This window comes from Desulfomicrobium apsheronum (assembly GCF_900114115.1).
Taxonomy (GTDB): domain Bacteria; phylum Desulfobacterota; class Desulfovibrionia; order Desulfovibrionales; family Desulfomicrobiaceae; genus Desulfomicrobium; species Desulfomicrobium apsheronum.
Genome location: NZ_FORX01000022.1, coordinates 1 through 24,129, shown reverse-complemented (window position 1 = coordinate 24,129; position 24,129 = coordinate 1). Strand labels below are relative to the sequence as shown.

At 58.4% G+C, this 24,129-nt stretch carries 22 protein-coding genes and 1 pseudogene; 16 read left to right on the top strand and 7 right to left on the bottom strand.

The features are described 5' to 3' along the window. Window positions 1-13: 13 nt before the first annotated feature. Complete coding sequence (locus BMZ40_RS16670; protein ID WP_092378542.1) at window positions 14-931, bottom strand: ABC transporter substrate-binding protein; 918 nt, start codon at window positions 929-931, stop codon at window positions 14-16. A gap of 626 nt (window positions 932-1,557) precedes the next feature. Here BMZ40_RS16670 and BMZ40_RS16665 point away from each other — a divergent pair. Beyond that, entirely contained in the window at window positions 1,558-2,925 is a 1,368-nt protein-coding gene (locus BMZ40_RS16665) for a tetratricopeptide repeat protein (RefSeq protein WP_177193237.1), read from the top strand. 35 nt (window positions 2,926-2,960) lie between these two features. On the opposite strand, the gene BMZ40_RS16660 is transcribed toward BMZ40_RS16665, so the two are convergent. After that, window positions 2,961-3,146 (bottom strand): hypothetical protein, encoded by a 186-nt coding sequence (locus BMZ40_RS16660; protein ID WP_092378536.1) that lies wholly within the window; start codon window positions 3,144-3,146, stop codon window positions 2,961-2,963. Between the two features lie 161 nt (window positions 3,147-3,307). Next, window positions 3,308-4,429, bottom strand: coding sequence for a LeuA family protein (locus BMZ40_RS16655; RefSeq protein WP_092378533.1), 1,122 nt, complete (start codon window positions 4,427-4,429; stop codon window positions 3,308-3,310). A 312-nt stretch (window positions 4,430-4,741) separates the two neighbouring features. On the opposite strand from BMZ40_RS16655, the gene nifH reads away from it, so the two are divergent. The 11 genes from nifH to BMZ40_RS16600 all read left to right on the top strand — a co-directional run bounded on the left by nifH (window position 4,742) and on the right by BMZ40_RS16600 (window position 16,331). Beyond that, on the top strand, window positions 4,742-5,572 hold the full coding sequence (gene nifH / locus BMZ40_RS16650; protein WP_092378530.1) for a nitrogenase iron protein: 831 nt from the start codon (window positions 4,742-4,744) through the stop codon (window positions 5,570-5,572). Window positions 5,573-5,752: 180 nt separating this feature from the next. Then, a complete protein-coding gene (locus tag BMZ40_RS16645) occupies window positions 5,753-6,109 on the top strand; it encodes a P-II family nitrogen regulator (RefSeq protein WP_092378528.1) in 357 nt (118 codons plus the stop codon). A 2-nt stretch (window positions 6,110-6,111) separates the two neighbouring features. Continuing rightward, window positions 6,112-6,486: a P-II family nitrogen regulator gene (locus BMZ40_RS16640; RefSeq protein WP_092378525.1), complete on the top strand. Its 375-nt coding sequence runs from the start codon at window positions 6,112-6,114 to the stop codon at window positions 6,484-6,486. 45 nt (window positions 6,487-6,531) lie between these two features. After that, a complete protein-coding gene (nifD, locus tag BMZ40_RS16635; RefSeq protein ID WP_092378521.1) occupies window positions 6,532-8,172 on the top strand; it encodes a nitrogenase molybdenum-iron protein alpha chain in 1,641 nt (546 codons plus the stop codon). Window positions 8,173-8,184: 12 nt separating this feature from the next. Continuing rightward, complete coding sequence (gene nifK / locus BMZ40_RS16630; RefSeq protein ID WP_092378517.1) at window positions 8,185-9,561, top strand: nitrogenase molybdenum-iron protein subunit beta; 1,377 nt, start codon at window positions 8,185-8,187, stop codon at window positions 9,559-9,561. Window positions 9,562-9,607: 46 nt separating this feature from the next. After that, window positions 9,608-9,970, top strand: a complete 363-nt coding sequence (locus tag BMZ40_RS16625; RefSeq protein WP_092378515.1) for a NifB/NifX family molybdenum-iron cluster-binding protein — start codon at window positions 9,608-9,610, stop codon at window positions 9,968-9,970. A 16-nt stretch (window positions 9,971-9,986) separates the two neighbouring features. Next, window positions 9,987-10,289: a (2Fe-2S) ferredoxin domain-containing protein gene (locus BMZ40_RS16620; RefSeq protein ID WP_092378512.1), complete on the top strand. Its 303-nt coding sequence runs from the start codon at window positions 9,987-9,989 to the stop codon at window positions 10,287-10,289. A 169-nt stretch (window positions 10,290-10,458) separates the two neighbouring features. Further along, a complete protein-coding gene (gene nifE / locus BMZ40_RS16615) occupies window positions 10,459-11,862 on the top strand; it encodes a nitrogenase iron-molybdenum cofactor biosynthesis protein NifE (RefSeq protein ID WP_092378509.1) in 1,404 nt (467 codons plus the stop codon). Next, entirely contained in the window at window positions 11,855-13,207 is a 1,353-nt protein-coding gene (locus BMZ40_RS16610) for a nitrogenase component 1 (RefSeq protein WP_092378506.1), read from the top strand. Before nifE ends, BMZ40_RS16610 begins: the two co-directional genes overlap by 8 nt. Before the next feature lie 216 nt (window positions 13,208-13,423). After that, window positions 13,424-14,680 carry a nitrogenase cofactor biosynthesis protein NifB gene (nifB, locus tag BMZ40_RS16605; protein WP_092378503.1) on the top strand — a complete coding sequence of 419 codons (1,257 nt, stop codon included), beginning with the start codon at window positions 13,424-13,426 and terminating at the stop codon, window positions 14,678-14,680. A gap of 454 nt (window positions 14,681-15,134) precedes the next feature. Continuing rightward, window positions 15,135-16,331 (top strand): D-alanyl-D-alanine carboxypeptidase family protein, encoded by a 1,197-nt coding sequence (locus BMZ40_RS16600; RefSeq protein ID WP_092378500.1) that lies wholly within the window; start codon window positions 15,135-15,137, stop codon window positions 16,329-16,331. 124 nt (window positions 16,332-16,455) lie between these two features. On the opposite strand, the gene BMZ40_RS16595 is transcribed toward BMZ40_RS16600, so the two are convergent. The 4 genes from BMZ40_RS16595 to BMZ40_RS16580 all read right to left on the bottom strand — a co-directional run bounded on the left by BMZ40_RS16595 (window position 16,456) and on the right by BMZ40_RS16580 (window position 19,893). Continuing rightward, window positions 16,456-16,800: a PilZ domain-containing protein gene (locus BMZ40_RS16595; RefSeq protein WP_092193648.1), complete on the bottom strand. Its 345-nt coding sequence runs from the start codon at window positions 16,798-16,800 to the stop codon at window positions 16,456-16,458. 97 nt (window positions 16,801-16,897) lie between these two features. Continuing rightward, entirely contained in the window at window positions 16,898-17,233 is a 336-nt protein-coding gene (locus BMZ40_RS16590) for a PilZ domain-containing protein (protein ID WP_177193236.1), read from the bottom strand. Between the two features lie 174 nt (window positions 17,234-17,407). Beyond that, entirely contained in the window at window positions 17,408-18,385 is a 978-nt protein-coding gene (lplA, locus tag BMZ40_RS16585; protein ID WP_092378495.1) for a lipoate--protein ligase, read from the bottom strand. 104 nt (window positions 18,386-18,489) lie between these two features. After that, complete coding sequence (locus tag BMZ40_RS16580; protein WP_245751132.1) at window positions 18,490-19,893, bottom strand: SLC13 family permease; 1,404 nt, start codon at window positions 19,891-19,893, stop codon at window positions 18,490-18,492. A gap of 234 nt (window positions 19,894-20,127) precedes the next feature. On the opposite strand from BMZ40_RS16580, the gene BMZ40_RS16575 reads away from it, so the two are divergent. From BMZ40_RS16575 to BMZ40_RS16560, 4 genes and pseudogenes are all read left to right on the top strand, one after another. Continuing rightward, window positions 20,128-20,832: a Crp/Fnr family transcriptional regulator gene (locus tag BMZ40_RS16575; RefSeq protein ID WP_092378492.1), complete on the top strand. Its 705-nt coding sequence runs from the start codon at window positions 20,128-20,130 to the stop codon at window positions 20,830-20,832. Window positions 20,833-21,157: 325 nt separating this feature from the next. Next, window positions 21,158-22,054: a transporter gene (locus BMZ40_RS16570; RefSeq protein WP_177193235.1), complete on the top strand. Its 897-nt coding sequence runs from the start codon at window positions 21,158-21,160 to the stop codon at window positions 22,052-22,054. A 202-nt stretch (window positions 22,055-22,256) separates the two neighbouring features. Continuing rightward, window positions 22,257-23,702, top strand: coding sequence for an aryl-sulfate sulfotransferase (locus BMZ40_RS16565; RefSeq protein ID WP_092378720.1), 1,446 nt, complete (start codon window positions 22,257-22,259; stop codon window positions 23,700-23,702). 55 nt (window positions 23,703-23,757) lie between these two features. Then, window positions 23,758-24,129 (top strand): annotated as a pseudogene (locus BMZ40_RS16560) (hypothetical protein); the annotation flags it as partial.

The window sequence follows — 24,129 nt, the reverse complement described above, 5'->3', positions numbered from 1 at the left end:
AAGAGCGGTGAGGTTAGCGGATGGCTGCGCGAACGGCTTCGAAGGCGGGCTTGCCGTCGACGGTCTGTACGCCCTGGAGCCATTTGGCCACGGTGTCGGGATTGGCTGCGATCCAGGCCCTGGCCACGTCGGCGGGTTCGTCTTTTTCATAGCTGAACGAATGGATCCAGGCGCTTTGGATATCGGCGGGGACGTAAAGATTTTTCAGCAATGCCCTGGCTTGCGGGTATCTTTCACCGAAGTCGTTGCTCGCCACGGTGAAGACCTTGCTGGAGCTGACGAGTTTTTCGCTGCCGGCAACGCCTTCCAGGAACTTCATGTCGATCTTGAGAGTCATCCAGTGGGGGCGCCAGGCATGGAAGACCACCCACTTGTTCTGGCGCACGCGTTCGTCCACGGCGCTGAGCATGACCGGTGTAGTGCTGCCCACTACTTCCCAGTCGCCGAGGCCGGCCACGTCTTGGGCGACCATTTCCTCGGTACTGCTGTGCATGCCGCTGCCGACCTCGATGGCGTAGATGGTCCGCTCGAATTTGTCGGCGTGTTTGTCCAGATCGGCCACGGAGCGCACTCCGGCATCAAAGACATAGGTCGGCACGGCCAGACCCGTGTCGGCCTGGTCCACGTTGACGCCGATGACATCGATGCCTTTGCTGTCCCTGAGGGGCAGGAACATTTCGTTCTGCTGCGGAATCCAGGCCGCCACAAAAGCATCCACATCGCCGCTGGTCAGGCCCTTGTAGATGACGGGCGGGCCGATCTCAAGTTGGGTGGTCTCATAACCCATGGCGTTCAGGAGCTGGCAGACGACTTCAGTCTTGACGGTGACGCCGGGCCACGGGGGGACTCCGAAACGGATGGGCTTGGCCAGCAAAGTTGCGGGAATGAGACACGTCATCACGACGAGGGCAAGTGTTTTTGAAAACCCCATAACACCTCCTGATCTAAAGGTTTTGCACTGCCCACCACGCGCAATTGCAAATACGTGGATACGGTTTGGAGATGCATGCCTTGCGACTCGCTGTGGCGGGACTTGCTGTCTTGGATGAAATCCTGATTGGCTAATCTAAAATTTTACACGAAAAAATATCCAGTATCAATGTTTGATTGCCTTTGGAAACTCTCGGACGCGGAAAGCTCGCACGGGGATGCAGAAACTGGATGGGGTTCACCAGGCGAATCGGCAAGGATCAATCCGAAGCAGCACTACGAGATCAACACCTCGGTGATCGTGTTGGTCACTGCCACTTCGGCGGTTCTCTCGAGTATCACCGCCCTGTTCAAGTCTGGTCCGGCCGGGTATGAATTTCAGAGGTTTTGGGGAATTTCCTTCCGCACGCCAAAGGGACGCGGCAGTGCTCGGGGGTGGGCTTTGGATATAAGTCCATGGAATATTCCATAATATTTTAGTGTGTTATAAATGTTGCTCAGCCCGATACAATGCCTTATCATTCTCACGCGTTTGCCTGGAAAGGGCTTTCACGAGGCCCGCTTGTTTTATTTCGATTCCGGGTGTGGTATCCCCTTTTCATATATTTAGATCTTAGAGGTTTTGTTGTGTCACACAAACTCATACGAAAAGAAATTGCCCCGATTTATGATAGGATAGTCATTAATTTTTTACAGAATCAGAATGGTGCTTTTTTTATTGTCACCAATGATGATATATTTGTAAGAACAATGCGCGGAGCATTACGTACAATGGGCTTGAATTACGATTCGATGACGGTTGCACATGCGTCTTCTGATATCGGAAAAAAATGCCGAGAAATTTTGGATACCAGTTCACAAGTGGTCATGTTTATCGAATCAAAGATCAATGGAAGATCCAATGTTTTTGATTTCAAATCCTTGAAGGATGTTTTTCGAAACAGGCTGAAGATCATTTGTATCACGCCTGAGGTTTCAGAAGAATATGTTTCATTCATCGCTGAAAACGACGTCGATTCAATCATCGTAAAGCCAATTTCAATAAATAATATAATTCAAAAAATTGCTTTCACGATAAAACCTTCAAATATGTTTCACACGGAAGTTGAAAACATAAGAGAATTGATAGAGAAAGAGCAGTATGAAGATGCTGATTCAAGGATAGATATGCTGCTTGAAGAGAAGCCAGGCAGTTCTATTTGCATGGTTCTCAAGGGTGATATCGCCAGAAAGAATGAAAAATTCAAAGATGCTGAATTTTTTTATAAAGAAGCTGTCAAGGAATCGCGACTCAACCTGAAGCCCTTGCAAAAACTTGCGGATCTTTACTGGCAAATCAACGATCCCAAGGAATATACCAGGTACCTGCTGCTCATGGATAAGATATCTCCTTTGAATCACAAAAGAAAAATCAGCATTGGAGAGCAGTACAGCAAGGATGGCCAAGAGGACATGGCCAGGAAATTTTATCAGGACGCAGTAAGTATAGTTCGATCCCAGGCCAACGACATGCTTGCCTCGACGCTCATGGATATCGGCGTGAAGCTCCGTGAAATCAATCCCGAGCAAAGTATCCAGTTCATGAATCAGGCGCTTGAAACCAAGGGCAGCGACATCACCCGCGAGGACCTGTGGATGGTCAATGAAATGGGCGTTTCGCTTCGCAAGAAAGGTGATTGGAAGGGCGCGGTGCAGACCTACCAGCAGGCGCTTGCCGTAATCCCGAACGAGGGAGGTTTGCACTACAACATGGGCATGGCCTATGCTCAGGGAAAGGAGCATTACAAGGCCGTCTGCGAATTTGAAAAAGCGATTTCGGCTTCTCCTGACCTGCTTCAGGAGTCACCGCTCATCCCCTTCAATATCGGGATGGTCTATTTTCAGATGAATCGTCTTCAGGAAGTGGAGCGGTTCATGAAGGCTGCATTGAAATGCGACCCTAATTTCGAACGTGCCAAGACGATGCTCGAAAAAATTGGCTCCAGTCGGGGTTGATGTTTGACGATGCGTTCATTTCGCCAGTTCTTTCGTCACAGGGACTGCACATACGTCCTGGCAATCCACACGTCGCCGTCTTCCTCGGTCAGATTCTCCAGGCTGGAGACGAGTCTGCCGAGATAGTGGAGCGAGTGGGCACGGACGTATTCGTCGCGGTCCATGTTCAAACGCTCGCAGAGCTGGGCGAAGATGCGCTTCTGGATTCTGTTGATGAGCATGGCGTCTCCAATCCGCGTTCATGTTTTTCCATCTCTCGTCCGACGTTCGCCCGGAATGCGCCGCGAGTCCTCCAGGCTTGCTCCCACTGTGCGTCCCTGCCGTGCGCTTGAGGGCCTGGAGCTTCAGCTCTTCGGTCCGTGAGCGCTTTTCCACTTGTCTCTCAGCAAATCCCGCCTTCCAGGCAATCCTTTGTTTTGGCCAGAGCCTGCACTTCGACCTGACTCAAGGGGCGGCCCGCGCTGGTGGCCCGCTGACGGATGGTGTCCACCAGACTGCCGATGGAGTGCAGCGGTCCTTCAAGGCCCACCTGGCGCAGCATGGTCCTGACCGCTCCACGCCCGGCCTTGGCGCCCAGGGCCAGAATGCGGTTGGCTCCTGTCTGGGCCGGGTCGTAGGGTTCGAAGAGGGCCGGGTTTTTGAGGATGCCGTCCACGTGCAGGCCCGATTCGGCCGCGAAAATGTCATCGCCTGAAACCGGCCGGTTGCGGGCCACCGGGATGCGCGCGAGTTCGGCCACCATGTCGCACAGTCCGCGCACCAGATTCATGTCGTAGATCTCGTAGCCCTGCACCAGCCGCAGGTGACCTGCCACTTCCTCCAGGGCGGAGATGCCCGAGCGCTCGCCGATTCCGAGCACCGAGACGTCGGCCCAGTGCGCGCCCGCTTCAAGCGCCGTGATGGCGTTGGCCGTGGCCATGCCGAAATCGTTGTGGCAGTGGATGGCGATCTCCATGTCCACCCCGGCGGCAAAGAAGCGCACCAGTTCGGCGATGCGGATCGGGGTCATGACGCCCAGCGTGTCGGCCAGGCGGATGCGCACGGCGCCGAGATCCCGAGCCATGCGGGCCATGGACAGGGCGAATTCCTGATCGGCGCGGGTCACGTCCTCAAGGCCGATGCTGATGCGGCGGATGCCGCAGGAGTGCGCCAGCCCCACGGTTTCGCGCAGCATGGTGGTTAGCCCGGCACGGTCCGTGCGCAGGCGCTCCGCAATGTGCAGATCCGAAACGGGCAGTCCGATATTGATCGTGTCGATGCCCAGGCCCGCTGCCCGGTACACATCCACCGTGCGGCAGGGAGACCACACGCTCAGGTCGCAGGTCGCGCCCCTGTGCCGCAGAGCCCTTACCAACTCTTCAAGTCCCTGTTGTCCCATCCAGCCGATCTCTATCTCTTCCACACCCATGTCCGCGATGCGCCCGGCGATTTCGATTCCGATCTGATTGGGGATGCAGGTCCCGAACATTTGCGCCCCTTCCCTGAGTGTCGTGTCGATCAACATGCGTCCTCCCGTGTTTGCCTTTGTATTGCACGGTCGGTGCCACGTTTTATGGCTTCTCCATTGCCCTGAATTTAAATGCTTTATTCCTGTCGCATGAGGCCCTGGGTGTGCGGACGCTAATGTTTGAGCCTACACTTTCGTAGTTGTTGTTTGTGTAGGTTTTGGGATGGTGAATCGATGTTCGCTCTTCTTTTCCCCTTTATTTTCGGATGGTTGAGAGCGTTTGTGGTTTTTGGCACGCGCGTTGCCCTAGGGAGGTTCAGGTACGGCACACAACTACTCCAAAAACTCTCACATAAAGGAGCGCACGTCATGAGGAAGATCGCAATTTACGGAAAGGGCGGCATCGGTAAATCCACCACCACACAGAATACGGTCGCGGGCCTGGCTGAAATGGGCAAGAAGATCATGGTCGTCGGCTGTGATCCCAAGGCCGACTCCACCCGCCTGCTGCTTGGCGGTCTGGCGCAGAAGTCCGTTCTGGATACCCTGCGCGACGAAGGCGAGGACGTGGAACTGGCCGACATCCGCAAGGCCGGCTTCAGCGGCACCTGGTGCGTCGAATCCGGTGGTCCCGAGCCGGGCGTCGGTTGCGCCGGTCGTGGCATCATCACCTCCATCAACATGCTGGAATCGCTTGGCGCCTATCACGAGTCCGAAGCCCTGGATTACGCGTTCTACGACGTTCTGGGCGACGTTGTCTGCGGTGGGTTCGCCATGCCCATCCGCGACGGCAAGGCCGAAGAGATCTACATCGTCTGTTCCGGCGAGATGATGGCCATGTATGCGGCCAACAACATCTGCAAGGGCATCATGAAATACGCCGAATCCGGCGGAGTGCGTCTGGGCGGCCTGATCTGCAACTCCCGCAACGTCGATAACGAGCGCGAGATGATCGAAGAGCTGGCCAAGAAGATCGGCACGCAGATGATCTACTTCGTGCCCCGCGACAACGACGTGCAGCGCGCCGAGATCAACCGCATGACCGTCATCGAATGGCAGCCCGACGCTCCCCAGGCCGACCACTACCGCAATCTGGCCAAGGCCATCGATCAGAACAAGATGTTCGTCGTGCCCAAGCCCCTTGAAATCGAGGAACTGGAGCAGTTGCTTATGGATTTCGGCCTGCTCGAAGCCGTCTAGGCGGTCGTCCAAAAATCCGTTCTGGACTGCGTTGCTCCCCGAACTTGAAGGGCCATGTAGTCGACTACACTTCACCCCTCAAATTCGACTCGCGCCTTGCCACAACGAATTTTTGAACGGCCTTGGCGTGAAAGTTAAATGATAACAAGAGTTATAGAATAAACGAAGGAGAGAAAACATATGATCATGGTCAGAGCAATCGTACGCCCCGAAAAGTCCGACGACGTTCTCGCAGCTCTCATGGATGCGGGTTTCCCGGCGGTGACCAAATATTCCGTGGCCGGTCGCGGCAAGCAGCGCGGCATCAAGATCGGTGAAGTGACCTATGACGAGATCCCCAAGACCATGCTCATGAGCGTGGTCAAGGCCGAGGACAAGGACTTTGTCATCAGCGTGATCATGAAGGCCGCCCGCAGCGGCGCCAAGGGCGCTTTCGGCGACGGCAAGATTTTCGTGAGCGAAGTGGGCGATGTCTTCACCATCAGTTCCGGCATCTGTGACAGCGCCCCCGCAGGATGCGCGAGCGCAGGGGCATAGCCATGAAAGAAGTGATCGCGGTCATCCGCATGAACATGATGAACAAGACCAAGAAGGCTTTGCAGGACGCGGGCGTGGTCGCTTTCTTCGCCCACGAAGCATTTGGTCGTGGCAAGGGTCTGGTGGACGTGAAGCCTCTCGAAGGGGCCAGGAAGGGCATCGAGGAAGCGGTGGCGGTGCTGGGGGAGAAGGGCAAGCTCTATCCCAAACGCATGCTGACCGTCGTGGTCACCGATGATCTGGTCTCGGACGTGGTCAAGGTCATCACCGACGTCAACAGGACCGGCCAGCCCGGCGACGGCAAGATTTTCGTCTTGCCCATGATCGACGCGGTACGGGTCAGAACCGGAGAAAAGGGCGTCAAGTCCATTGAATAGAGCCGGTTTCATCCATTGAAACCAGGACACACGAAGGAGAACATCATGCCATCATCTGCCAAGAAGCTCGTCAACTGGACGCCCACGGACATAAAAGCGGACATGCTCGCCAAGTATCCGCCCAAGGTGGCCAGAAAGCGCGCATCCCAGATCCTCGTCAACGAGGCCCTGGGCAACGAGACCCCTGAAATTTCCGCCAACGTGCGCACCATTCCAGGCATAATCACCATGCGCGGCTGCACCTACGCCGGCTGCAAGGGCGTCATTCTGGGGCCCACCCGCGACATCGTCAATATCACCCACGGCCCCATCGGCTGCGGTTTCTACTCCTGGATGACTCGCCGCAACCAGACCGACGCTTCGGCCGAGGGCGCGGAAAACTTCATGCCGTACTGTTTTTCCACGGACATGCAGGACCAGGACATCATCTTCGGCGGCGAAAAGAAGCTCCAGGCCGCCATCCAGGAAGCCTACGACCTCTTCCACCCCAAGGCCATCGCCATCTTCGCGACCTGTCCCGTGGGTCTCATCGGCGACGACATCCACGCCGTGGCCCGCAAGATGAAGGCCAAGTTCGGCGACTGCAACGTCTTCGCCTTCAGCTGTGAAGGATACAAGGGCGTCAGCCAGTCCGCCGGTCACCACATCGCCAACAACAAGATCTTCAGCGAAGTGGTGGGCGAGAACGATGCCGAGAAGCCCGGCGAGTTCAAGATCAACCTCTTGGGCGAATACAACATCGGCGGTGATGGGTTCGAGATCGACCGCATCCTCAAGAAATGTGGCATCACCAACATCTCCACTTTTTCCGGTAACTCGACCTATGACCAGTTCGCCTCGGCGCACAAGGCCGATCTGTCCGCGGTCATGTGCCATCGCTCCATCAACTACGTGGCCGACATGCTCGAAACCAAGTTCGGCATCCCGTGGATCAAGGTCAACTTCATCGGCGCCAAGTCCACGGCCAAGTCCCTGCGCAAGATCGCGGAGTACTTCGGTGACCCAGGCCTGACCGCCCGTGTGGAAGAAGTCATCGCGGAAGAAATGCCCGCCGTTGAAGCCGTCATAGACGACGTGCTGCCCCGCACGAAGGGCAAGACCGCCATGCTCTTTGTCGGCGGATCCCGCGCCCATCACTATCAGGATCTCTTTGCCGAGATGGGCATGAAGACCCTGGCCGCAGGATACGAATTCGCTCACCGCGACGACTACGAAGGCCGCCAGGTCATCCCTGGTCTGAAGGTCGACGCCGACAGCCGCAACATCGAGGAAATCGAGGTCAAGGCGGACGAGCAGCGTTACGCCCCGCGCAAGACCTCCGAAGAGATGGCCAAGCTCGAAGCCGCCGGACTGAAGTTCAAGGAATACGACGGCCTGATTCCGGACATGGATCATCAGACCCTCGTTATCGACGACCTCAATCAGTACGAGGCCGAAAAGCTGGTCGAAATCATCAAACCCGATGTTTTCTGCGCGGGCATCAAGGAAAAGTTCTCCATCCAGAAGCTGGGCATCCCCATGAAGCAGCTGCACAGCTACGATTCCGGCGGCCCCTATGCCGGTTTTCAGGGTGCGGTCAATTTCTATCACGAGATCGACCGCCTCGTGAACAGCAAGGTCTGGAGTTACATGAAGGCCCCCTGGCAGGAAAACCCGGAACTGTCCGCCACGTACGTCTGGGAATAAGAGGAAATAATCATGCTACTTAGACATACTCCCAAGGAAATAAAGGAACGCAGCGCCCTGGCCATCAACCCGGCCAAGACCTGCCAGCCCATCGGCGCCATGTACGCGGCGCTCGGCATTCACGGCTGCCTGCCGCACTCTCACGGCTCCCAGGGCTGCTGCGCCTATCACCGCAGCGCCCTGACCCGGCACTACAAGGAGCCTGTTTCGGCCGCCACCAGCTCCTTCACCGAAGGCGCCTCGGTCTTCGGCGGCGGCGCGAACCTGGTCGCGGCCATCGAGAACATCTTCACCGTCTACGAGCCCGACGTCATCGCCGTGCACACCACCTGCCTGTCCGAGACCATCGGCGACGATCTGCCGCAGATGACCGACAAGGCCAAGAAGAGCGGCAAGGTGCCCGAGGGCAAACACGTGATCTACGCCAATACGCCAAGCTACGTGGGCTCGCATGTCACCGGCTTCTCCAACATGGTCAAGGGCATGGCCAAGGGCTTCGCCGTGAACACCGGCAAGAAGAACGGCCGCGTGAACATCATTCCCGGCTGGGTCGAACCCTCGGACATGGAGGAAGTGAGGCGCATGGCCACCCTCATGGGCCTTGACATCATCCTCTTCCCGGACACTTCCGGCGTTCTGAACGGCGCGCTGACCGGCGAATACAAGATGTTCCCCGATGGCGGCACCCCGGTCGCGGATCTCGTGGCCTCCGGCGACGCCATCGGCACCCTGGCCCTTGGCGAGTGGTGCTCGGCCGATGCGGCCCGCTGGCTGGACACCCAGTGCAAGGTGCCCTGCACCGTGCTCGACATGCCTTTCGGCCTCAAGGCCACGGACCGCTTCATAGACACCCTGCGCAAGGTCGCGGGCGTGAGCGTGCCCGACACCATCGCCTTCGAGCGTGGACAGCTGGTCGATCTGATCTCCGACATGCACCAGTACTTCCATGGCAAGAAGGTGGCCCTGGTCGGCGATCCGGATCAGGTCATCGCCCTGACCGAATTCCTGGCCTCCATTGACATGAAGCCCGTGCACATCGTGACCGGAACCCCCGGCAACAAGTTCGAGAAGCGCATCGGCGAGATCACGGCCGAGGCCGGTTACAAGGCCAACGTCAAGGCGGGCGGGGACATGTTCCTCCTGCATCAGTGGATCAAGAACGAGCCCGTGGATCTGATCATCGGCAACACCTACTGCAAGTACATCGCCCGCGACGAGGACATCCCGTTCCTGCGCTTCGGGTTTCCCATCCTTGATCGCGTCGGTCACCAGTACTTTCCGACCGTCGGCTACAAGGGCGGGCTGCACATGCTGACCAAAATCCTCGATCTCATTCTGACCCGCACTGATCGTGACGAAACGGAAGAGAAGTTCGAACTCGTCTACTAGATGTCCGGCGGCGGGGCGACCCGCCGCCTCTTGAAGGAGCAGGATCATGACTTTCGCGCCTCCCCAGGGAAATCGTCCGCTGGTGGCTGTGGCCAGCAGCACCGGCAAGACCGTGGACATGCATCTCGGCCATGTTCGGGAGTTCAGGATCTACGGCCGTGACCAGGGCATGGTCGGGCTCATCGGGACCCGCCCCGCACCGTCTCCCGGCGGCGGGAGCATCCGCTGGGAAGGTGTGGCCGAGGTCTTGAGTGACTGCGCCTACCTGCTGGTGGCGAGCGTGGGGCCAAAGCCCCTTGAAGTCCTGGCCGCCAAGGGCCTCACGGTCATCGAGGCCGAAGGCTTCGTGCTCAGCCTGGTGCGTCAGCTTTATGGTCCGGCAGAATTAACGCCGGAAAATCACTCTTAAAAATTTGGAGTCAGATATGGCCATTCCCGAAAAACAGATTCTCGTTTGCCAGAGCTTTCGCGCCGGGGGCGACCCCAAGGGCGTGTGCTTCAAGCAGACCGACGGATTTTTACAGTACATGGAAGAAGAGATCCTGGCCCGGGGCCTCGACATCCTGATCACGGCTACGGGCTGCATGAAGCTGTGTGAAAAGGGGCCGATCATGGTCGTCCAGCCCGACAACTGGTGGTTCGGCGGCGTGGACAGCGAAGAGGCCATCGACGCCATCCTGGACGGGATCGAAGCAGGCGAGCCCTGCGCCGAATACCATTTGGCCTAGGTTTTGACGGATTGAATTTTTGCCCCGAATCCGCCGCAGGGTCTCCTCCCTCGGCCCTGCGGCGGATTCGGGAGCCATGAAGCCACATTTTTGGATCGATGGGCCAAACGGCCATACAGAGATGAATTTTCGGGCGCAAACACAGCGATACCGCCCCAAGGAGCACACCATGAACAAGACCATACTCGAAGAACGGAAAAGCCAGATGCACCGGATCGGCGAAGAACCCTTTGCCATGGCGTGCAACCGCCCCAGTCTGGCCGGCGCGGTCAGCCAGCGGGCCTGCGTGTTTTGCGGTTCACGGGTGGTGCTCTATCCCATAGCTGACGCCCTGCATCTGGTGCACGGACCCATCGGCTGCGCCACCTACACCTGGGACATCCGGGGGGCCATCTCCTCGGGTCCGCAGCTGCATCGCCTGAGCTTTTCCACGGACCTGCAGGAAATGGATGTGATCTTCGGCGGCGAGAAGAAGCTCGAAGCTTCCCTGCGCGAACTCATCAGCCTGCACAATCCCAAGGCCGCCTTCGTCTATTCGACCTGCATCGTCGGCCTCATCGGTGACGACCTGGAGGCCGTGTGCCGCCGCGTCTCTGCGGACACGGGCGTAACGGTCCTGCCGGTCATGAGCGAAGGCTTCAAGGGCAACAAGCGCGAAGGCTACGCCGCCGCCTGCAAGGCCATGTTCCGCCTGGTGGGCACGGGCGACACCACGGGTATCTCGCCCAAGAGCGTGAATATCCTCGGCGACTTCAACCTGGCGGGTGAGACATGGATCGTGCGCGAATATTTCAGGAAGATGGGGGTCGAGACCGTGGCCAACATCACCGGCGACGGACGGGTGGACGACATTCGGCGCTGTCACGGCGCGGCGCTGAATCTGGTGCAGTGTTCCGGGGCAACCATGGAACTGGCGAAGATGATGGAGGAGAAATACGGCATTCCCTACCAGCGGGTATCCTACCTTGGCGTGGAGGACATGGCCGATTCGCTCTACAAGGTGGCCGATTTTTTTGCCGACAGGGATCCGGACATAAAGGCCAAGACCGTGGAGCTGGTGCGCGCTGAGCTTTCCGTGCTGATGCCGAAGCTGGCCGAGCTGCGCCGCGACCTCGAAGGCAAGAAGGTGGCCATGTATGTGGGCGGGTCCTTCAAGGCCTTCTCGTTGGTCAAGGCCTTCAGGCACCTCGGCATGTCGGTGGTCGTGGTCGGCTCCCAGACCGGGACCGAGGAGGATTACAAGGAGCTGGCCGCCATCTCCGATCCCGGGACCATTATCGTCGATGACGCCAATCCCCTCGAACTGGCCCAGTTCATCAAGGAAAAGGATGTGGACGTGTTCGTCGGCGGAGTCAAGGAGCGGCCCATCGCCTACAAGCTGGGCGTCGGTTTCTGCGACCACAACCACGAGCGCAAGATTGCGCTGGAAGGCTTCATCGGCATGTACAATTTCGCCAGGGAAATTCACGCCTCGGTCATGAGCCCGATCTGGAGATTCATGCCCCGGCGCAACGCGCGTCCGGCCACAGCCGCCCGCGTGACCTGCACCCCCAAGGAGGCCGTCAATGGCTAACACCTACGTTTCCACCACCAATGCCTGCAAGATGTGCACGCCCATGGGCGCGGCCCTGGTCTTCAAGGGCATCGAGAACGCCGTCCCCTTTCTGCACGGCTCCCAGGGCTGCGCCACCTACATGCGGCGTTATATCATCAGTCATTACCGCGAACCCGTGGACATCGCCTCCTCGGCTCTGGGGGAGAAGAGCGCGGTCTACGGCGGCGGGCCGAACCTGAAGAAGGGCATCCTCAATGTCATGCGCAAGTACGACGTGGATCTGGTCGGCGTGGCCACGACCTGCCTGACCGAGACCATCGGCGACGATGTCGGCCGCTATCTGTTCGAATTTCGAGAGGAATTTGCCGATCTGCCGCTCCCGGAGCTGGTCCATGTGGCCACCCCCAGCTACTCGGGCACGCACATGGAAGGCTGGCACGCGGCCGTGCGTTCCCTGGCCGATCAGGTAGTCAAGGAGAAGGGGGCCTCCCACGGCGGCGTGAATCTGCTGCCCGGCTTCCTGTCCCCGGCGGATTACCGCTTCCTGCGCGGTTTGGGCGAACGCTCCGGCGTGCGCTTCACCATGCTTCCCGACCTCTCCCGGACCATGGATGGCGTGATCTGGGACGACTACCACTCCCTGCCCGACGGCGGCACGCCTGTGGCTGATATCCGGGCCATGGGCGGCGCGGCCGGGACCATCGAGTTCGGCATGTCCGGGGGGGTGGCGGAATCGGCCTCCGGAGTGCTTGAGCGCAAGTTCGGAGTCCCGGCCCGCAAGACCATGATCCCCATCGGCCTTCGGGCCACGGACGCCTTCATGGACACCTTGAGTGAATTCGCGGGCTGCGACATGTCCGAAAAGGACGCCTTTGACCGGGGCAGGCTGCTCGACGCCATGGTCGACGGGCACAAGTACATTTTCGGCAAGCGGGCCGTGGTTTACGGCGAAGAGGATTTCGTGATCGCGATGTGTTCCTTTCTGGGCGAGATCGGCATCCAGCCGGTCCTGGCCGCCACCGGCACCAAGAGCGAGCGCTTCGGGGATGCAGTGCTGGAGGTCCTTGGCGATGTCTGCGTGGACATGCCCGTGATCAGGAGCGGCGCCGATTTCAAGGACATCGAGGAAGAGGCCGCCGAACTGGCTCCCGATCTGCTTGTCGGCCACAGCAAAGGCTACAAGCTGGCCCGGGCGTCACGCATCCCGCTCATCCGGGTCGGTTTTCCCATCCACGACCGCTTCGGAGGCCAGCGCATCCTGCATGTTGGTTACGAAGGAGCGTTGTCGCTCTACGACATGCTGGTCAACGCCGTTCTGGAGAAGAGCCAGGACGAGTGTCCGGTCGGGTATGGGTATTTGTAGGCGGGGTTTTTGAACTGCCAGGATTGAACGGCATGGATCCCCGCCTTCGCGGGAATGACATCGGGGCGAAGCGCTGCTTGCGCGCATCTATCGGGAATTCGTCAAGGTATCAGGCACCGCCAGCCGCAAAGCGTTTGTGTCATTCCCGCGAAGGCGGGAATCCATCTTCGACTTTCATCCGCGTCTCAGACGCATCAACATACAAGGGAGAACCCCATGTCCGAAGCAAAAGACAGATCAAAGCATCCCTGTTTCAATAAAGAGACTTCAGGTTCCTGCGGCCGTGTGCATCTGCCCGTGGCCCCCGGCTGCAATATCCAGTGCAACTACTGCAACCGCAAGTACGATTGCGTGAACGAGTCCCGGCCTGGCGTCACCAGTGCGATCCTGCCCCCGGACAAGGCGGTGGAATACCTGGATGAAGTCCTAAGAAAAGAGCCGCGCATCACCGTGGTCGGCATCGCCGGACCCGGCGATCCCATGGCCGAGGCCAAACGCACCATCGAGACCATCGAGCGGATCAACAGGAAATATCCGGACATGCTCTATTGCCTGTCCTCCAACGGACTGGCCCTGCCTGAGCATGTGGACCGTCTGGCCGAGCTGGGCGTGACCCATGTGACCGTGACCATGAACGCCGTGGACCCCGAAATCGGCGCGAAGATCTATTCCTGGGTGCGGGTCGGAAAGGTGGTTTACCGGGGCGTCGAGGGAGCGAGGATTCTGCTCGAACGCCAGCTCGAATCCATCCGCTTGCTCAAGGCCAAGGGCATCACCGTGAAGGTGAACAGCATCATCATCCCCGGCGTGAACGATCATCACCTGATCGAGGTGGCCAGGGTGGCGGCGGAACTTGGCGCGGACATCCAGAATCTCATTCCGTTGCATCCGACGGCGGATACGCCTTTTGCCGGAGTGGAAGAGCCGACCAAGGAGCTCATTCATGAACTGAGGGCCAAAGGCGGGGAGCTTGTGCCGCAGATGACCCATTGCAAGCGCTGCCGGGCCGATGCTGTCGGGCTGCTGTGCTCGGACCGCTCCAGCGAGCTGATCCCGACCCTGCACAAGCTGGCCTGTGGTTCCTCGAAGGAAGTCAGGCCGTATGTGGCCGTGGCCACGCGGGAAGGGATGCTGGTCAACATGCATCTGGGCGAGGCGTCCGGTTTTCAGATCTGGGCACCTCATGGCAAGGGCGCGCGCATGATCGAGGAGAGGCTGGCACCGGAAGTGGGCTGCGGACCGGATCGCTGGCACAGGCTTTCCGAAATTCTTAATGACTGTTCCCTGGTCCTGGTCGAAGCGGCTGGGAAGCAACCCCGTCAGGTTCTGGGCGAGCATGGGATTGCAGTGCTGGAATGCACGGGATTGATCTCCGACATCGTGACGGAACATTATCAAGGAGGGGACATCATGCGTTACAAGACGCGCACCCACAAGGCAGGATGCGCAGGCATGGGGAGTGGCTGCGGATGAACGAGGTTTCACGATGCGTGAGCGCAAAATGGCGGCAGGGACTCCTGTCGCCATTTTGCGCTCAAACAAAACCGCTGATGGTCATTTTTTTGAAATTCTGCCGATGAAATAGAATGACAGGAGATGCCCCATACAAGCAGAGGGCCTGTTTTCAATTCTTCAAGGTACGTCTTGAAAGCGGCGTTGTGCGGTATGAAGTATGGAACTATGTCGCACAGAATTGATTGGAGCGATGAGTCCCTACGTCCTCTGTTGATTATTTTTTTCGTTTCTTGTTGAAAAATTGGGGTGTTGCATGTAAGGCACTTACATCTTCGCGATTGACATGTATTGGCTGTTCATTGCGCAGGATGTGTTATGTTTTGATAACCGATTGAATATGTTGTGTTTGTTTTGCTTGCTTCGCCCGTTCGGCGCTTGACCGCTACGTACTTGAACCGTAAAGGCAAGGCCCATGACGAAAAAATGCGCTGCGCGATTTCTGATCTTATTGGCCGTATATGCCCTGATCAGCGGATTGGCCGGAATCGGCTTTTCCGCTTTTGCGTCTTCCGGAACTCACGTCTTCCGGGCCGCCGTGGTGCCGAGGCCCGGCGCCGTCGGTCCCGATACGCAGGCATTGGATCGGGCCGAGCCCGTGAAAGCCGTTTCGTCCGCTCCGCAACCATCGGTCAAAAAGACCTCCTCATCAAAGACCACGCCTGCCGCTCCCAAGTCTCAAGCGGCGGGGCAGGCCGCAACGCCCGCTCCGAAGCAGGCCGCCAAGCCCCAGGCCGCAGAAGCCAAAGCCAAGAAATCCTCCGACGACAAGTCCGCACCGGCCAAGCAGGCCGTGAAGCCGGGCACCTCCAAGGATCTGTACCTGAACGCGCAGGCCGCTTTGCTGATCAACATGTCCACCGGTGAAGTCTATTACGAGCACAATCCGGACAAGGCCATTCAGCCGGCATCGATCACCAAGCTCCTGACGTTGTACATCATTCGCGAAGCCCTGGCCCAAGGCAAGCTTGCGCCCACGACACCCATTCCCGTCAGCGCCGCGGCCGTCAAAACCGGCGGGTCGCGCATGCGTCTCAAGCGCAATGAAAAAGTCCCGCTGAGCGAGCTTATCAAGGGGATCAGCGTGGTTTCGGCCAACAATGCCTGCGTGGCCGTGGCCGAATATTTCGGCAAGGGCGATCCTTCCAAGTTCGTGGCGCAGATGAACGCCAAGGCCAAGAAGATCGGCATGATCAACAGCCGCTTCAAGAATCCCAACGGCCTGCCCGCATCGGGCCAGCTCTCCACCGCTCGGGATATCGCCAAGCTGTCCGTGGCCTATCTGCGCACGTTTCCCGAATCGCTGAAGGTGCACTCCATGACGAGTCACACCTATCATGGTGCGACGCATCGCAACGCCAACACCTTGCTGCGCACCTACAAGGGCGTGGATGGGCTCAAGACCGGTTTTGTCTGTGACGCGGGCTACAATATCACGGCCACGGCCAAGCGCGGCAAGACTCGGCTTGTGGCCGTGGTGCTCGGGGCCCAGAATTCCGCCGTGCGTCAGCGGGAGACGGCCCGGCTGCTTGATTACGGATTCCGGCGAGCGGCCAAGGCCGAGAAGCTCGCCAAAAAGGCTTCAGGCGCGGCCAAGAAGCCGGAAGCCTGACAGTTTCCGGGCCTTGTCGGTACTCGTAAAAAAAGGGATTCAGTGGAATCCCTTTTTTTTTGTGCGTGCGCCCGGCGTCTGAAATAAGGCCAACTGTGTGCCCCAAGCGTCGTGAAGAGGCAATTCAGTCCTGGTCGGCCACCGCCTGTTTGAGGGGGAGCAGTTCGTCGAATTCGACCCCGATGTAATAGAGTCCCATCAGTGAACTGTCGTCGATTTGTCCCCAGCGCACGGTTCCGTGCACTTCCTCGATGGCCTCGAAGCGTTCGAACCCCGCATTGGCTGCCGCCACGATGACCCTGTCTCCCATGTTGAAACCATAATCGGCTTCGATGAGCAGACCGCCTCGGCCGATGTTTATGATCCGTGCCGAGACGACCATGTCGGTCTCGTTTTGCGGGATGATCCTGCACGGAAGCAGACAGCCGAAGCGCTTCCATTTCCTGTTTTTCTGCATCTCATGAGCCATGGGACGGTCCTCTCGCTGCGGCAGGGTTTTTTGAGAAAGCCAAAATTTTTGGGTATATAGAGGATACGCGAAGACAACACAAGGAGAATGGACGCGATTATTGTTCAGTCAACTCCATTCTGCGCGGCAGTTCGCGCTCCAGGGCGACGCCCACGTGGTAGACGTTTTGTCCCAGGGACGTCGTGGACTGGCTCCAGCGCACCGTGCCGACCAGGATTTCGGCGAACTCGAAGAGCAGGGCGTCGTATTCATCCTCAAGGGTGATGGCGACGCGTTCATTGGCGATGAATCCCTGCTCCGTCGAGAGCATGACCCCGCCGGGGCTCAGGTTGATGATGCTGCCCGGAGCCGAGTTGCGCGTGTCGCCTTCGTAGCTGATCTTGCACGGCACGGTTATCGGTTCGCGGTCCCAGCGGCGCTTGTTTTGGTCCATTTGTTCCTCTTCGCGTTGATTTGACTTCATGCAACATGAAGGTTCGGGAGTGTTCCGTCAAGCATTGCCGGCAGCAAATGGTCCCGTCTTAATTTATTGCAAACGGTTCTCAATTTTACTTGATACGTGTAAGCAGCCCAATCACATTGTGTCGGACGTGCAGGAAAGGGCATATCAGAAAAGACATTCCACGAAAGTCGCGTTATCCACATTACGGATGAATTCGTCGATCTGAACATTGGCCAGACGCTCGAACAGTTCGCTTCGTTCGTGACGGCAGCCCACGAGCAGGGCCTCAAGCTCAGCCACGGCCCGCGCTCCGAAGAAATCCCCGAAAATCCTGGTCTGTTCGATGCGGCCGTGCCGGACATCGAGGTGAATTTCCACGACGCCGCCCTCGGTGCGCGTGCTCCGCGTGAAGCCATAGCTTGGCGAGGAACCGAAATTCCAGTCCCACGTGCCGTACTTCGATTCCACAAGTCCGTTTATGGCCGCTTCCTCGCTCGCGCTAAGGCCGGGCAGGGTTTCTGACTCGCTGCCGGAGACATGGGCCATGACGCGGCGGACAAAGGTCTCGACATCGATGGGCTCGGGCAGGTGGCTTGAAATGTTGGTGACCCGCTTGGCGACGCTCTTGACCGCCTTGTCCACGTACTTGACCGGGTTGACCCTCAAGGCTCCGGACAGGTCGGCCATCTGGGAGGAGAAGAGCAGGGTGCCGTGATGCAGGACCCGGTCCTTTTCCAGGAGCTGCGCGTTGCCTGAAAATTTTTGGCCGTCGATGACCAGGTCGTTGCGGCCTTCGAACTGGCAGTTCACGCCCATGGCCTGCAGGGCTTCCATGATCGGGGCGGTGAAGCGATGGAAGTCCAGATGTTTGGTTTGCCTGCCGAGCTGGATGAAGGTGAAGTTGACGTTGCCCAGGTCGTGGAACACGGCCCCGCCCCCCGTCAGACGGCGTATGACCGTGATGCCACGCTCCCGCACGAAGTCCTCGTCGATCTCCGAGGCGGTGTTCTGGTTGCGCCCGACGATGACGGCGGGTGCGTTGCGCCAGAGCATGAAGATGTCCGTGTCCGTGTGGCGCAGCAGCCACTCCTCGGCGGCGAGGTTGAAGGCCGGGTCCGTGTGGGTGTTGTGGATGAAGCGCATGGGGCTCCTTGGATAATGGTGGGAAGCGCCGTGAAGGATTGAGGTATGGAAGCTGCCCGAGTCATTCGATGTCATGGCTCGGGCAGCGGAGGAACTGTCGGAGGCTAAAGAACGAATTTCCAGTACGGGATAGCGATAAAGGCGATGAAAAAGGTCGTCAAGACCATGCGTACGGCCAGGACTTTGACCATGTCTTTGAAGAGCATGAATCCGGAGCTGAAGAAGTAGAGGAGTACGGCATATTCATACGGGAATAGGTAGTTGTCCAGGCCGTACTGGAATGAGTAATACAGGACCCTGGGATTCATATCCATCTGTACACCCAGTTCGACCAGGGGGGAGGTCAAGGTGGTCGTCGCGGCCAGGGGCGTCAGAAGGAAGTTGGAGAGAGCGCCAAGTATGTATGCCGATGTGCCGGCCGAGGTAGGGCTCATCTCGTGGAAAAAGGGCAAGGTGATGCTGGCGATCCACTGGGTAACCTTGAGGTTTCCGCCGGCGCTGCCAATGGCCATGCAGCCCATGATGAAAAAGAGTGGGGCGAAGTTGATCTTGCTGAAACGGTCGCCGTTCATCAGTCCGACACCGGGCAGGAAGGAGGCAAAGGCGACCATGATCAGAATGAGTCCGGCGTTGATGCCGTGCAGGGTGTCCGTGGCCAGTAGGATCAGGGTCAGAAGCATGAAGAAGGCGGCGGTCTTCTGTGCCTTCGTGACCGGCCCGAGCTCTTTGAGCTTTGTTTCCAGAATGGGACCCAGGGTCTTACGGTCGACCTTGGAGGGCAGCATGACCATGACCAGTCCGACGGACATGGCCGTGTAGATGGTGCCCGGGATGAAATTGTGATACGCGTACTGCATCCAGGCGGTTTTGGTATCCATGACCTTGTCCGCCAGCCCCATGCCCAGCACGAGGTCCGCCCCTCCCGTCAGGTAGCAGAGCTTCGACGAGGCCACTGCCAGGCAGGTGCCCAGGATGACGGCTGTGGCTTCACGGCTCTTGGGCCGGAAGTCAAGAGCTTCGCACAGGCTGATGGCAATGGCGCAGAAGATGGCCGCCTTGCCTGTGATGGCCGGAACCAGGGGCGCTACGATGAAGACCGCCAGGGTCAGGCCCCAAAGAGCGCCGACAAAGCTGCCGCCCATGGCCCGTACGCAGGTTAGACCGATGCGTTTTCCGAGGCCGGTGTCTTGCAGGATCTTGCCCAGGGTGAAGCCGCCGATGACGATGATGGGCACCTGGGAGGTCCATGGACCGTAGGCCACCTTCTGGGGAACACCGCAGATGACGATGTATAGTACGGGCAGCAGGATGCCGACGGCCACTTCATTGATGATGTCCGTCGCCCAGACCACGACGGCCCAGGTCGTGACGGCAAGAAAGAGGGCCATGGGACGTGTCAGGGTTTCGCCGTCCTGGGGCAGCAGAAAATAGACGGCCAGGGGAATGACAAGACTCAAGGCCCATTTGAAAAGCGTCTCTTTTTCCGGCATTTGTGGGGTTGCGACCATCGGATATCTCCTTGGGATGAAATTTGATTGTTGGAGAATACGGTGGGCGAGGCAGCCATGCTGTAACAATTGCCACTTTTTTTACGACGCGGAAAGATTATCGTCACTTTTTTCACGAACAAGGTGCTCCGGAGCTTTCGCCGTTGCGGATGTTGCCGAAAGCGGGGCTAGACGTGGAATTCTTTTGTGGCAAGGCGCGAACGGCCCGGCGTTCAGGACGTGGAGGTGAATCATATGACTGCCATTAAATCGGGTACGGAAATGAAAGAACTGGAGTTTTCCCGAATTCCGTCCGAGGCTGGATGCTGGCGCAAGGTTATTTCACAGGGCCGCAGGATGAAATTTCTGAAAGGGGCGCAGATTTTTTCGCGGTTGACCGATGAAAACTTCATCTTCTTTCTTGATGTGGGAGAGATATGGCTGACCAGATCGACCCTGGATGGCCGCGAAAAGATCATCTGGAGCATCGGCCCGGACTCTCTTTTCGGCGAGACGCCCTTTTTCGACGAACTCCCGTCCAAGAGTGCCATTGTCGCAGGTATGGATTCCACGGTCTATGCGTTTGCGAGCAGATGTGTCCTTGAGGAAATCCTGCCCCGGCACCCAGACTTGACGCTCGCGCTGTTCCGTTCGTTGGCCTTGAAGGTGCGCGTGCTGATCAATCAGACCGTGAGTCTCAGTCTGGACGATCTGCCGTCGCGCATCTGCAAGTACCTGCACCTGCGTCAGCGGGAGGAGGCCAGCGAGAGCGGCCCCCTCGTCGTCCGTCCCGGTCTCAATCAACAAGAACTGGCCAATCTTCTCGGCGTTCACCGCGTGACCCTGAACAAATCCCTGCGTGAGTTGGAAAAGGCCGGCATTCTGGGTCCCTACTCGCGCGACGAGGTCTACGTCCTCGACCGACGCCGCTTCGAAGAAGTGGTCTATCAAAACGAGTAGGGCGAAGGTAGGCCGCCCCCCCCCTTGCTCAGTTTTCCTTCCCCCCCTCTTCAATCATTTGTTAGAGCATGCTGAAATATCGATCCGTTTCAACGTTTTTCACGCATTTCGTCGTGTGCTGAAAGCCGTTGCGCAGTGAATGTCGTATGGACGTTCTGCTGCTCATGGTCGTATTTTGCGTCTTTTTTTTCCAGGAATGTAACAAATGCAACAGAGTTTCTGAGTGGATTCCCCATAGGTTGTCCCAGGTTTCACAAACTGTTTGCGCTCGCATCATATTATGCGGGTGCGATTATCTCAACCTGGACATCGAAGGGAGAATCACATGAGTCTGAAAATTCTGTCGAGCCTGCTGCTGGGCTGCTGCCTTGTCCTGCCTGCCGTTTCGGGTCACTCCGCGCAAAACGCCTCGGTCCCCACGCCAGCCGGCGCCGTCGGCGTCAATCACGGTCCGGGCGGCATGGGTTTTCCCGTGGGCAAGTTCTGCGCCGTGGCGAACTACCGTTATGCCCACAAGGATGAGTGGTATCTGCATACTTCCGAGGAAGACGGTGCGGACAAGGAAGTGTCGAGCCATAACATCGTGTTCAAGACGCGCTACGGAATCGCCAAGGGTTGGGATATCCGCACGGCCACTCCGTTCCTGATGAACACCATCGAAACCGACGGGAAGAACGACGCCTGGTCCGGAGGCCTGGGGGATACGACGGCCATTCTCCGCAACCAGTTCATGTCGCAGAAGGACGGCGCTCCCCTGAGTCTGGCTTTGGACCTTGGTATGTTCGTGCCGACGGGCGAGGTCGGTCAAAACAATATCGGCACCGGCGCATGGGGCGGTCTGGTCGGTGCTGGCGCCACATGGATGATCGGTTCTCACCGCTTGGAAACGGACCTGAGCTACCTCATCTACACCGAAGGCAAGAAGGAAGTGACCAAGGGCGATCGACTGCGTGTCAATGGTCATTACGCTTATGCCCTGAACAACCGGCTCGATCTGGGGCTGGAGGGCTACTACGAATGGACACGGGCCGACGAAGCCGACGGCGTGAATCAGGAAAACGAAGTGAAGACCTTTTTTGCCGGTCCCAAATTCAATCTGAAGTTCCCCGAGTACGGCGTTACCTTGGGCGGAGTTGTCCTCGGGGCGGTATACCGTGAATACGAGAAGCAGACCCTGACCGAGGACTGGCGGGCGGAATTCAAGCTGATCAAGCTGTTCTAGGTGTCCGAAAAACGGGTGTTTCGGCAGGATGCTGAGATATTTCGAAGGAATGCACAAAAAAGTTTTTTTACGGATTTGTAAGGAACGCAACAGCGCTGCCCATGTTTTCATGGAAAGACGTTCCACAGACAAGGCAAACGACGTGGACATGGCCGGACAGCGCCGACCAGTCCTTTATCACCAGAAAAAAGGAGTGCATCAGATGGGTCATCCAACCATTTATCCCACCGGCGTGACAGTTTACGATCCCGAAAAGTGCTGGAACGGGCTCACCATTTTTCAGGCCCAGGAAGTGGGCGCCGTGCTCATGGACATGAACGGCCGCGAGCACAATGTATGGAAGGGCGTGCTGGGCATGCCCAACAAGATCTTCCCCGGCGGCTACCTCATGTCCAGCCGAGGCCGCCGCGACGGCAAGTACAGCGTGCAGGACGGTATCGACGTGGTGCAGCTGGACTGGGACGGCAAGGTCGTGTGGTCCTTCGACCAGAATGAGTTTATCGAGGATCCCGGTTTTGAGGGCCGCTGGATGGCGCGCTACCACCACGACTTCCAGCGCGAGGGCAATCCCGTGGGTTATTACGCCCCGGGCCAGGAGCCCAAAACCGATTCGGGCAACACCCTGGTCCTGGCGCACCGCAACGCCCGCAATTCGGCCATTTCCGACAAGCTGCTCCTGGACGACCTCATCCTCGAGGTGAACTGGGAAGGCGAGATTGTCTGGGAGTGGAGCTGCCACGAGCATTTCGAGGAGTTCGGCTTCCGCGAGGGTCCCAAGAACACCCTGGCCCGCAACCCCAACTACCGCCCGACCAAGCCCGAGGGCATGGGCGACTGGATGCACATCAACTCCATGTCGGTCCTTGGCCCCAACAAGTGGTATGACGCGGGCGATGAGCGCTTTCATCCGGACAACATCATCGTTGACGGCCGCGAGGCCAACATCACCTTCATCATCGACAAGAAGAGCGGCAAGGTCGTCTGGAAGCTGGGCCCCGACTACGACTCGAGCCCGGAACTGAGGGCCATCGGCTGGATCATCGGCCAGCACCACTGCCACATGATCCCGGCCGGTCTGCCCGGCGCGGGCAACATCCTCATCTTCGACAACGGCGGGTGGGGTGGCTACGACGTGCCCAACCCAGGTGCCCCCACGGGCGTGAAGGCCGCCCTGCGCGATTATTCCCGCGTTCTGGAGATCGATCCGGTGGCCATGAAGATCGTTTGGCAGTATACGCCCAGCGAAGCGGGCTTCCTCTTCCCCATGGACAGCAACCGCTTCTATAGTCCCTTCATAAGCGGCATGCAGCGCTTGCCCAACGGCAACACCCTGATCACAGAGGGCTCCGACGGCCGCGTCTTCGAGGTCACCCCGGATCATAAGATCGTGTGGGAGTTCATTTCCCCCTACAAGGGCAAGTTCATTCCCATGAACATGACGTACCGCGCCTACCGCGTGCCCTACGAATGGGTGCCGCAGGTCGAGAAGCCCGTTGAGACGCCCGTGGCACCCCTTGACGTTAATACCTTCCGCGTACCTGGAGCCGCCGCCTTCGGCGAACGCGCCAGGGAAGTGACCGTGGACGGCTGCGTGCCCTACGGCGGCAGCAACGCCCTGTGCGTGGCCTCCGTCGAAGACGACGAGTAACAATCCCCGCAGGGGGAGCCGCTGGCTCCCCCTGCCTTTTCCGGAGACAGAAGACATGAGCATCACACTGTACACCGCCCCGGACTGCCTGCGCTGCAAGATCGTCAAGGAATTCCTGGCCGAGCGCGGGCAGGAGTACACGTCCTTCGATTTCAAGGAAGACAAGGACATCTTCAACAAATACTACCGCGCCAACCGTTCCTCCATCTACCGCAACCCCGAGGGCGTGGAATTTCCGATTTTCGATGACGGCCAGGTCATCAAGCAGGGCACGGGCGAGATCCTGGCCTACCTGCTGTCCGGCCGCGTGCTGGAAGCCTGCGTGACGCGCAGCGAGCTGCTGCACGGCTGGATTTCCGGCCTCAATGTTTCGGCCTGTCCCGCAGGGCAGGAGGACAACTTCGTCACCCTGGTGCGCCTGCTGGCC

Coding starts and splice junctions, on each gene's coding strand:
- nifK (WP_092378517.1), top strand. CDS start 8,185: ATGCTACTTAGACATACTCCCAAGGAAATAAAGGAACGCAGCGCCCTG.
- BMZ40_RS16620 (WP_092378512.1), top strand. CDS start 9,987: ATGGCCATTCCCGAAAAACAGATTCTCGTTTGCCAGAGCTTTCGCGCC.
- BMZ40_RS16575 (WP_092378492.1), top strand. CDS start 20,128: ATGACTGCCATTAAATCGGGTACGGAAATGAAAGAACTGGAGTTTTCC.
- BMZ40_RS16595 (WP_092193648.1), bottom strand. CDS start 16,800: ATGGCTCATGAGATGCAGAAAAACAGGAAATGGAAGCGCTTCGGCTGT.
- nifB (WP_092378503.1), top strand. CDS start 13,424: ATGTCCGAAGCAAAAGACAGATCAAAGCATCCCTGTTTCAATAAAGAG.
- BMZ40_RS16640 (WP_092378525.1), top strand. CDS start 6,112: ATGAAAGAAGTGATCGCGGTCATCCGCATGAACATGATGAACAAGACC.
- BMZ40_RS16600 (WP_092378500.1), top strand. CDS start 15,135: ATGACGAAAAAATGCGCTGCGCGATTTCTGATCTTATTGGCCGTATAT.
- BMZ40_RS16590 (WP_177193236.1), bottom strand. CDS start 17,233: ATGGACCAAAACAAGCGCCGCTGGGACCGCGAACCGATAACCGTGCCG.
- BMZ40_RS16570 (WP_177193235.1), top strand. CDS start 21,158: ATGAGTCTGAAAATTCTGTCGAGCCTGCTGCTGGGCTGCTGCCTTGTC.
- BMZ40_RS16580 (WP_245751132.1), bottom strand. CDS start 19,893: ATGGTCGCAACCCCACAAATGCCGGAAAAAGAGACGCTTTTCAAATGG.
- BMZ40_RS16660 (WP_092378536.1), bottom strand. CDS start 3,146: ATGCTCATCAACAGAATCCAGAAGCGCATCTTCGCCCAGCTCTGCGAG.
- nifD (WP_092378521.1), top strand. CDS start 6,532: ATGCCATCATCTGCCAAGAAGCTCGTCAACTGGACGCCCACGGACATA.
- BMZ40_RS16610 (WP_092378506.1), top strand. CDS start 11,855: ATGGCTAACACCTACGTTTCCACCACCAATGCCTGCAAGATGTGCACG.
- BMZ40_RS16565 (WP_092378720.1), top strand. CDS start 22,257: ATGGGTCATCCAACCATTTATCCCACCGGCGTGACAGTTTACGATCCC.
- BMZ40_RS16645 (WP_092378528.1), top strand. CDS start 5,753: ATGATCATGGTCAGAGCAATCGTACGCCCCGAAAAGTCCGACGACGTT.
- BMZ40_RS16625 (WP_092378515.1), top strand. CDS start 9,608: ATGACTTTCGCGCCTCCCCAGGGAAATCGTCCGCTGGTGGCTGTGGCC.
- BMZ40_RS16655 (WP_092378533.1), bottom strand. CDS start 4,429: ATGTTGATCGACACGACACTCAGGGAAGGGGCGCAAATGTTCGGGACC.
- nifE (WP_092378509.1), top strand. CDS start 10,459: ATGAACAAGACCATACTCGAAGAACGGAAAAGCCAGATGCACCGGATC.
- BMZ40_RS16670 (WP_092378542.1), bottom strand. CDS start 931: ATGGGGTTTTCAAAAACACTTGCCCTCGTCGTGATGACGTGTCTCATT.
- lplA (WP_092378495.1), bottom strand. CDS start 18,385: ATGCGCTTCATCCACAACACCCACACGGACCCGGCCTTCAACCTCGCC.
- nifH (WP_092378530.1), top strand. CDS start 4,742: ATGAGGAAGATCGCAATTTACGGAAAGGGCGGCATCGGTAAATCCACC.